The organism is Kitasatospora sp. NPDC088742, assembly GCF_055584905.1.
On the sequence record NZ_JBVJLD010000010.1, the window covers coordinates 88,309 to 98,042 of the forward strand.

Here is a 9,734-nt window from a genome sequence, read left to right on the forward strand (position 1 = left end):
CCAGGTGGTGGTGCTCATGGTGTCCGAACCTAACCGACCGTGCTCAGCAAGGGGCGGGGGGGGGCCGCCCCGGGGGGGGGGGGGGGCCCCCCCGCGGGGGGGGGGGGGGGCCCCCGGGGGGGGGGGGGGGGGGCGGGGCCCCCCCCCCACCACCGGTGGTTGTCAGTCCGTCACTTGGTGGCGGTGAAGTAGCCGGAGAGATCGGCCACCGCGTGCACCTTGCCACTGCTGACGTGCAGGGCGATGTCGTTCTGGCTCACCGGGAACGCGTCGCCGTTGGAGACCATGGCCTGGGCCGAGAGCAGCGCCCCCGCCCAGAAGTTGATGTTGCTGGTGGCCGGGCGGGCGGCACCGCTCGGGGCCAGGGTGAAGAAGCCCGGGCCCTCCGGGAAGATGGCCGTCACGTTGAGCACCGAGGCCTTGGCACCGGGCGGGGTGCCCTTGATGCCGGCCACCTGGCCGTAGGTGAGCGGCGCGCCGCCGTTCAGGCGGGTGTCCAGCACCCGCAGCGGGGCGATCGGCCGGTAGAAGCCGGCGCCGTTCGGGCTGTAGTCGCCGACGAAGTCCACGATCAGGTCGGTGCTCGCACCGTGGCTGTAGAAGGAGACCTTGCCGTTGGCCCCGACCGGGACGATGACCTGGTTCGAAATGGTCTGGCCGGCCGAGTAGTTGAGGTTCGAGACGGCGGGCCGGGTGGTGCCGGCCGGGAAGGCCGTCAGGTTGCCGCCGGCGCTGGGGTTGGTGACGGTCAGGTTGAGCACCACGGCGGTGGCGTTGGCCGGCACGCCGTTCAGGCCGCCCACCTGGACGTCCAACGTGGAGTAAGCGCCGATCGTCGCGGCCGGGTTACGGGTGTCGATCAGCCGCGCGGGGGTCCGGGCGGTGAACTTGCCGGTGGACTGGGGGCTGTAGTAGCCGAGGACGTCGACCAGGACGTCGAGGCCGTTGGTGTTCGCCCACAGGTGGACGGTGCCGTCGACGTCGACGGGGGCGGTGACCAGGTTCGGCACGATCTGCCCGGCGGTGAAGTTGACCGAGGAGCCGGCCGGGCGGCCGGAGGCGGTCGGCCGGACGGCGACGAAGCCCGCACCCGTGGGGTTGACCACGGTGATGTTCAGGACGGCGGCGGTGGTGCCGGCCGGCAGCTTCAGCGGGCTGGTGCCGGCCGGGCCGAGCTTGAGCTCCTTGACGGCGCCGCCGGTGGCGGCCTCGACGTCCCAGGTGCGGCCGCCGGTGACCCGGGTGTCCAGCACGCGGGTGGCGGTGACCGGGGTGTAGCCGGAGGCGGCGTACTGGACACCGAGCTGCTGGAGCCAGGAGACCAGGTCGTCGACCCGGGTCTGCGTGACACCCGTGCGGGTCTCCGTGACGCCGAGGCAACCACCCTGCCAGGAGCCGGTGTTGACGGCCACGATCTGCACCGTGCCGTTGCTCTCGCGCAGCACCGGACCGCCCGCGTCGCCGCGGCAGACGGTGGAGCCGTTCACGCTGCTGGCCGCGAGCGTGGTCGCGGTGGCGGAGTTCACCGTGAACTGGCCGGTGTGCATCTCGCCCACCAGCCAGCGGTCCTTGGTGCGGCCGTAGCCGGCCGTCTTCAGCACCTCACCGGTGGTCGGCGCGGTGGCGGCGACGGTGAGCGGCAGGACGCCGGTGACGGCCTTGGCCAGCTTCAGCAGCACCAGGTCGCGGTCGGCACGCGGGACCAGCTCGCTGACCTCCACCTCCTGGACCAGCGGGGAGGCGACGTCGATCCGGTCGATCGAGACGGTGGTCTTCACCTTGGGCGCACCGGCCGCCACCTCGATCGAGGTGTCGGGGGCATCGGCGAAGCAGCTCTTGGCGGTCAGCACCCACTGCGGGTCCACCACCGTGCCGGTGCACAGCCGGGAGCCGTCCGCGCCGGGCTTGCCGACCCGCACGGCGGTGACGGCCGGCTGGGCGCTGATCGGGCCGCCGATGCCGACCGGGCCGCTGCCCTCGGTCGCGTTCAGCTCCAGCAGCACGCTCTCCGAGCCCGAGCTGCCCTCGCCGACCGGGTTCCAGAAGTTCTTCTGGAGGTCGACCACCCTGGTGGTGCCGTCGGCGCTGAGCGTCGCCTTGATGACGTGGTCGTCGGCCTTGATCTGGTAGACCCGCGGGATCTCCATGACCAGCCGGCCCTCGCGGCCGTTGATCTTGAAGCAGACCTCACTGGGCGAGATCGCCCGGCTGAGCAGGTGGACCAGGTCCGTACCCGAGGCGCAGTCGGCGAGCAGGAAGTTCCCGTCGCCCGCCTTCAGGGTGATCCCGCGCTCGGCCAGGATCTGGGCCGCCCCCGGGTAGCTGTAGTCCTCCACCACGGTCGGCGGCACCACGCCCGCCGCCGTGGCCGGCACCGACCCGACCACCACGGGTACGGTCATCGCCGCGACCAGCGGCCATATCAGCCTTCGCCCCACACGCACGATTGCTCCAAAGAAGGCAGGCCGAGGGAGCACTCGTCCCCCGGCAAGTGACAGAAAAGCCCTGCGGACGCTACTCGTCACCGATCATGGCCGCCACGACCGCGCCCCCGGCCCCGAAGGGCGATCTGACCGAACGTCAGCATGGCGCCCCACTTGTCCACAAATAGCCCACCTGTATCCACACACAATCTGACGTACCGTCACCACTTGGCGTGACACATGTCACGTTTGACGGGCACGCGGGACCCGACGCACGTCAGTGCCAGAATGTGGGGCACCCCAATACGGACGGGAGCGAACGCGTGGACCACGGACCGGCCAGCACGCCCGAAGCGGTCCTCGGCATCGACGTCGGCGGCACCGGCATCCGCCTCGCCCTCGCCCCCGCCGACCGCCCCGACTCCACCCTCCGTACCGCCCGGATCCCCTCCCCCGCCCGGGTCACCGCCGACGGCCAGGACGCCACCGCCCTGCTCGAACGGCTGCTCCCCGCCCTCGCCGACCTGCTCCCGCCCGCCACCCGGGTGGCGGCGGTGGCGGTCGGCGCGACCGGAATGGCCCTGCTGGGACGGCAGTTGGCCGCCGAACTGCCCGCACCCCTGGCCCGCGCCACCGGCGCCCGCCGCCTGGTCCTGGCCAGCGACGCCGTCACCGCCTACGTCGGCGCCCTCGGCCCCCGCCCCGGCGTGGTGGTCGCCGCCGGCACCGGCGTCGTCGCCCTCGGCCTCCACCCGGTGGCCGAAGCCGGGTCAGCCGCCGAAGCCACGGACCGCGCGCTCCCGCACCCCACCGCCGTCTGGCGGCGCGCCGACGGCTGGGGCCAGCTGCTCGGCGACTGCGGTGGCGGCGCCTGGCTCGGCCGGGCCGGCCTGGAGGCGGCACTGCGCGCCCAGGACGGCCGGGCCGGCGGCTCCCCCGCCCTCCTGACACTGGCTCAGGAGCGCTACGGCCCGGCCGCCGGGTTCCCCGCCGCCCTGCAGACCCGGGCCGACCGCGCCGGCCTGCTGGCCGCCTTCGCACCGGACGTGGCCACCGCCGCCGACCAGGGCTGCCCGGTCTCCGCCGGCCTGATCCGCCGGGCCGGCGAGGAGATCGCGGCCACCGCCACGGCCGCCGCCACGGGTCTGCACCGGCCCCACCTCGCCCTCACCGGCGGCCTGTTCAACCTCGGAGCCCTGCGCGCCGCGACCCTCGCCGCCCTCCCCCCGGACATCCGCCCGCACGAGCCCGACGGACCGCCCCTGCTCGGCGCCCTCCGCCTGGCGGCCGCCGCGGTGGCACCGGCGGCGGACCTGCCCTGGCCGGTCAGCCCACCGCTCCTGGACGTCCACACCCTCTGACGCCCCAGCCCCCACATCCGCCCCTCGGCCCGGCACCCGGCACCCGGCACCGCACGACCGGACGCCCCTCACCCAGCCGGAAGTTGAGTACTCCTACTCTGTTCCGCCCCAGCCCCGACCGGGAGGCTGTGCTCATGACCCGCAGACTCCCGAAGCCCGCCGCCGCCGTTCTTCCCGTCCTCCTCCTCGCCCTGTACGCCGGCGGGGCCTGGGCCGCCTGGCTGGGCTGGGACCAGCAGTACGACGAGCTCCCGGACGGCTCGGTCTCCGGCCCGTACCAGGCCTGGCAGGTCATCGGGCTGGTGCTGACGCTGCTGCCGGCCGTGCTGTGGGCGGCCCTGCGGCAGTACCCGGCGGCGGGGGTGGTCGGCATCTCGGGCGGCCTGGCCACCGCAGCCTGGATCGACTGGTCGGGCGGTGACGGGCTCTTCGTGATCGGCGTCGGGATGGTCGCGATCGGCAGCCTGGCCTCGACCGCCGTCCTGACCGGCGTGACCCAGGCCGTTCGTTCCTGAACCTTCGCCGGTCCGGCGTCGCCAAGGGGGGCCGAGGTGACGGTGAACGAGGGTGCCGACCGTGAAGTCCGTCACCCCTCCAGGGCTCCGTGCCTGGTCAGAGGCGGTCCGGCCGCAAGATCGAAACGGGTCGAAGTTAGCATGGGGGCAAGGCCCTACCCTCGAAAGATGGACTTGTGACTGTCAACGACGACGTGCTCACGAACTGGAACAACCGCGAGGAGATCGCGGAGTCGATGATTCCGATCATCGGCCGACTGCACCGGGAGAAGGACGTCAACGTCCTGCTGCACAGCCGCTCCCTGGTGAACAAGTCGGTGGTCTCCATCCTCAAGACCCACCGGTTCGCCCGCCAGATCGCCGGCGAGGAGCTCTCGGTCACCGAGACGCTGCCCTTCCTGCACGCGCTCACCTCGCTCGACCTCGGCCCGTCCCAGATCGACCTCGGGATCCTCGCGGCCACCTACAAGAACGACACCCGCGGCCTGACGGTCGAGGAGTTCACGGCTGAGGCGGTGGCCGGTGCGGTCGGCCCCAACAAGCTGGAGCGCCGCGAGTCCCGCGACGTCGTGCTCTACGGCTTCGGCCGGATCGGCCGCCTGCTGGCCCGTCTGCTGGTCGAGAAGGCCGGCTCGGGCAACGGCCTGCGCCTGCGGGCCATCGTGGTCCGCAAGGGCAAGGGCGACGACCTCGTCAAGCGCGCCTCGCTGCTGCGCCGCGACTCGATCCACGGTCAGTTCAACGGCACCATCACGGTGGACGAGGCGACCGACACGATCATCGCCAACGGCACCGCGATCAAGGTCATCTACTCGAACGACCCGACCACGGTCGACTACACCGAGTACGGCATCAACGACGCCATCCTGGTCGACAACACCGGCATCTGGCGGGACCGCGAGGGCCTGTCGAAGCACCTCCGCCCCGGCATCGCCAAGGTCGTGCTGACCGCCCCGGGCAAGGGCGACGTGCCGAACATCGTGCACGGTGTCAACCACGACACCATCAAGCCGGACGAGCAGATCATCTCCTGCGCGTCCTGCACCACCAACGCGATCGTCCCGCCGCTGAAGGCGATGGCGGACGAGTACGGCGTGCTCCGCGGCCACGTGGAGACCGTCCACTCGTACACCAACGACCAGAACCTGCTGGACAACTACCACTCCTCGGACCGCCGTGGCCGCGCCGCCGCGCTGAACATGGTGATCACCGAGACCGGTGCCGCGTCCGCCGTCGCCAAGGCCCTGCCGGACCTCAAGGCGAAGATCAGCGGCTCCTCGATCCGCGTCCCCGTGCCGGACGTCTCGATCGCGATCCTGAACCTGCAGCTGGCCCGCGAGACCAGCCGCGAGGAGGTCCTGGACCACCTGCGCGAGGTGTCGCTGACCTCGCCGCTGCGCCGTCAGATCGACTTCACCAACGCCCCCGACGCGGTGTCGAACGACTTCATCGGCTCCCGCCACGCCTCGATCGTGGACGCGGGCGCGCTCAAGGTGGACGGCGACAACGCCATCCTCTACCTGTGGTACGACAACGAGTTCGGCTACTCCTGCCAGGTCGTGCGGGTCGTCCAGCACGTCTCGGGCGTCGAGTACCCGACCTTCCCGGCCCCGACCGTCTGACGCACCGTCCGGCTCCACGGCTGACCGAGGCCGCCCCCGCCACCAGGTGGGGGCGGCCTCGGCCGTTCGCGCAACCGCTGATCGTCCAAGAGGATGAAAACGCGGCTCCGACAATACGGTTTGACGGCGTTTCAGAAAGTAGGGGCCTCATTTCTTAGGACATTCTCCGGAGAACTGTCACGTCCGGAGAAAGGCCCAGGTACCGCCGGTGCCCGCTCTACGCCGCCCGCCCAGGAGAGCCGCAGCTCTCACCGTCCTCTCCCTCTGCGCCGGCTACCTGGGCGGCTGGGTGCCCGGCGCCGAGGCCGCCGCCGGGGACGGCTCGGTCACCGTCCGGGTGGTCCGCGAGGTGAACGGGAACGGTGCGTACGACAGCGTGCTGGAGCCCGGGATGTCCGGGGTGACGGTCAACCTGACGGACGACGCCGGGACCACCATCAGCGGCACCACCGGCGCCAACGGCCAGGTCACCCTGAACGCGGGCACCAGCACGCTGACCGGCGGCAAGTACCGGGTCCAGGTGATCAACCCCAAGCCGGGCGTCCTGTACTCGGCCTTCGCCGACCGCACCGGCCTGGCCGGGGCGCCGAACAAGCTGAGCAGCACCGAGGAGTTCGTCGACCTCTCCGGCGGCAAGACCGTCTCGTACACCACCGCGTTCTGGAACCCGGGCGACTACTGCCAGACCAACGCCCCCCTCGTGACGGCCTGCCTCCGCAACGACAACCCGACCGCCGACGCCGGCACGATGCGGACCCTGGTGCAGTTCCCGTACAACTCGCGGGGGGTGGACAAGGACACCACCGACCTGGCCACCAAGGCGGACACCGGCGCGCTGTACGGCATCGGGTACAGCAAGCAGAAGAAGTGGATCTTCAGCGGGGCCACCGCCCACCGCGGCTCCGCCTACGGGCCCAGCGGCCAGGGCGCGATCTACCTGACCGACCGGAGCACCGGCACCACCTCGCTCTTCACCACCGTGCCCAGCGCGGGGAGCACCGGGCACGACTTCAAGACCAGCACCGACGTCGGCTTCACCCCGGCGGTCGCCAAGGAGTCGCTCGGCGACGTCGAGGTCTCCGAGGACGGCCAGGACCTCTACGTGGTGAACCTGGCGGACCGTCAGCTCTACCGCTACGACGCGACCGCCAAGACCGCCGCCAAGCCCAAGGCCGTCTACCCGATCCCTCAGCCGACCACCGCCTGCCCGGCCGCCGGCGACTGGCGTCCGTACGGCCTCGGCATCCAGGACGGCGTGGTCTACGTCGGCGGCGTCTGCTCCGGCGAGTCCACCCAGTCGGAGTCGGACATGCGCGCGATCGTGCGCACCTTCGACCCGGTGGCGGGCACCTTCGGCTCCGTGGTGATGGACCAGAAGCTGGACTACTCGCGCCCGATCTCCTTCGAGTCCTCGCCCAACTGCAAGGGCGCCTCCTGGTACCCGTGGAACGACCAGATCCCCAGCCAGCAGGAGGGCAAGGACTGTGCGGCCGGGTACTACGCCAACCCCGAGCCGATGCTGGCCGACATCATCGTGGACACCGACGGCTCGCTGATCCTGGGCTTCCGTGACCGCCTGACCGACCAGCTCGGCCACCTGCAGCACATCGCCCCCGGCAGCGGCCTCTACCAACCGGCCTCCGGCGGCTCGCTCAGCCGGGCCTGCCTGTCCGGCACCACCTTCGTGATGGCCGAGAACGGCGGCTGCGGCAAGACCGGCCGCGGCGAGAACTACTACTACAACCGCACCTACTGGGAGCACGGCAACGGCTTCTTCGCGGGCAACGCGCTCTCCAAGGTGGAGAGCACCATCGCGAGCTCGGCCGTCGACCCGACCGGCACCATCTTCAGCGGCGGCACCGCCTTCGCCAACCGCGACGGCTCGGAGAGCCCGCGCGACGCCACCCACGGCAACCGGCTGACGACCACCTTCGGCAAGGGCGGCTCGATGGCCGACATCGAGGTGATGTGCGACGAGGCACCGCTCCAGATCGGCAACCGGGTCTGGTACGACGTCAACAAGAACGGCATCCAGGACCCGACCGAGGCCCCGGTGGTCGGCGCCACCGTCCGGCTGTACGACTCCACCGGCGCGGTCGTCGCCACCATGAAGACCACCGCGCGCGGCGAGTACTACTTCGACAACTCCAACGTCGCGAGCGGCCTCAAGCCGAACACCCGGTACACCGTCAAGGTCGACCTGCCCTCCGACTACGCCTCCGGCGGCCCGCTGTTCCAGTGGGTGCCGACCCAGGCCGACGCCGGCACCAACGACTTCATCGACAGCGACGGCCGCGTCCCGCCCGGCGGCACGTACCCCGAGTACTCCGTCACCACCGGCGGCCCCGGCCAGAACAACCACACCTACGACTTCGGCTTCAACCAGCCGGAGGGCGCCGTCACGGTCACCAAGACCGACCCGACGGGCAAGGTGCTCCCGGGCGCGGTCTTCCAACTCTGGAAGGAGTCCAACGGCACGACCGGGCTGCAGACCACCGGCACCACCCTGGACACCAAGATCGGCGCCCCCTGCACCACCCCGGCCAACGGCCAGTGCACCGCCACCGTCGGGCTCGGCACGTACTACTGGCAGGAGACCCAGGCACCGCCCGGCTACCTGATGCCGGCTCAGCCCGTCTTCGGGCCGCTGGTCCTGACGATGGCCAACTACCAGGCGGGCGTCACCGTCACCGCCGTCGACCAGCCGATGACCGGCGTGCTGACGGTGACCAAGACCGACCCGAGCGGCAAGGTCCTGCCGGGCGCCGTCTTCCAGCTCTGGCAGGACACCAACGGGGTGGCGGGCCTCCAGACCGACACCGACACCAAGGTCGGCACCCCCTGCACCACCCCCGCCAACGGCCAGTGCACCGCCACCGTCGGCCTCGGCACCTACTACTGGCAGGAGACCCAGGCCCCGAACGGCTACTCGCTCCCGACCCCCAGCATCTTCGGTCCGGCGGTCCTGACCACCGCCAACTACCAGGCCGGCGTCACCACGGTCGCGATCGACCAGCCCCTCACCGGCGCCGTGACGGTCACCAAGACCGACCCGGCCGGACAGGTGCTGGCGGGCGCGCAGTTCCAGCTCTGGCGCGAGACCAACAACGTGGCGGGCCTCCAGACCGACACCGACACCCGCGTGGGCACCGTCTGCACCACCCCCGCCAACGGCCAGTGCACCACCACCGTCGAACTCGGCACCTACTACTGGCAGGAGACCCAGGCCCCCGACGGCTTCCTCCTCCCCTCCCCCGCCGTCTTCGGCCCCCTGGTGCTCGACCTGACCACCTATCAGGCGGGCGTCACCGTCACCGCCGTCGACCAGCCGATGACCGGCAAGGTGACGGTCACCAAGACCGACCCCAAGGGCACCGTGCTCGCCGGGGCGCAGTTCCAGCTCTGGCAGGACACCAACGGGGTGGCGGGCCTCCAGACCGACACCGACACCAAGGTCGGCACCCCCTGCACCACCCCCGCCAACGGCCAGTGCACCGCCACCGTCGGCCTCGGCACCTACTACTGGCAGGAGACCCAGGCCCCGAACGGTTACCTGCTGCCCGCCCAGCCGGTCTTCGGGCCGCTGGTGTTGACCTCCGCGAACTACACCGCCGGCGTCACCGCGACCGCCGTCGACCAGCCCGTGCAGGGCAGCGTCACGGTGACCAAGACCGACCCCAAGGGCCAGGTGCTGGCGGGCGCACAGTTCCAGCTCTGGCGCGAGACCAACTCCGTGGCGAGCCTCCAGACCGACGCCGACACCAAGGTCGGCACCGTCTGCACCACCCCCGCCAACGGCCAGTGCACCACCAC

Annotated in this window: 5 protein-coding genes; 4 read left to right on the top strand and 1 reads right to left on the bottom strand. The window is 71.5% G+C overall.

Going from position 1 to position 9,734, the window contains the following annotated elements; genetic code table 11:
- Nucleotides 1-170: 170 nt before the first annotated feature.
- The gene (locus ACZ6ZR_RS11340; protein ID WP_465641715.1) at nt 171-2,402 is read right to left on the bottom strand and encodes a trypsin-like serine protease; all 2,232 of its coding nucleotides are present in this window, start codon (nt 2,400-2,402) and stop codon (nt 171-173) included.
- A gap of 344 nt (nt 2,403-2,746) precedes the next feature.
- Here ACZ6ZR_RS11340 and ACZ6ZR_RS11345 point away from each other — a divergent pair, with 344 nt between their 5' ends.
- The 4 genes from ACZ6ZR_RS11345 to ACZ6ZR_RS11360 form a co-directional block, all read left to right on the top strand.
- Nucleotides 2,747-3,784, top strand: a complete 1,038-nt coding sequence (locus ACZ6ZR_RS11345) for a BadF/BadG/BcrA/BcrD ATPase family protein (protein WP_465641717.1) — start codon at nt 2,747-2,749, stop codon at nt 3,782-3,784.
- Nucleotides 3,785-3,918: 134 nt separating this feature from the next.
- Nucleotides 3,919-4,299, top strand: coding sequence for a hypothetical protein (locus ACZ6ZR_RS11350; RefSeq protein WP_465641719.1), 381 nt, complete (start codon nt 3,919-3,921; stop codon nt 4,297-4,299).
- A gap of 176 nt (nt 4,300-4,475) precedes the next feature.
- The gene (locus tag ACZ6ZR_RS11355; protein ID WP_465641721.1) at nt 4,476-5,921 is read left to right on the top strand and encodes a glyceraldehyde-3-phosphate dehydrogenase; all 1,446 of its coding nucleotides are present in this window, start codon (nt 4,476-4,478) and stop codon (nt 5,919-5,921) included.
- Between the two features lie 208 nt (nt 5,922-6,129).
- The coding region (locus ACZ6ZR_RS11360; protein WP_465641723.1) for a SpaA isopeptide-forming pilin-related protein at nt 6,130-9,734 on the top strand (3,605 nt) is incomplete at its 3' end.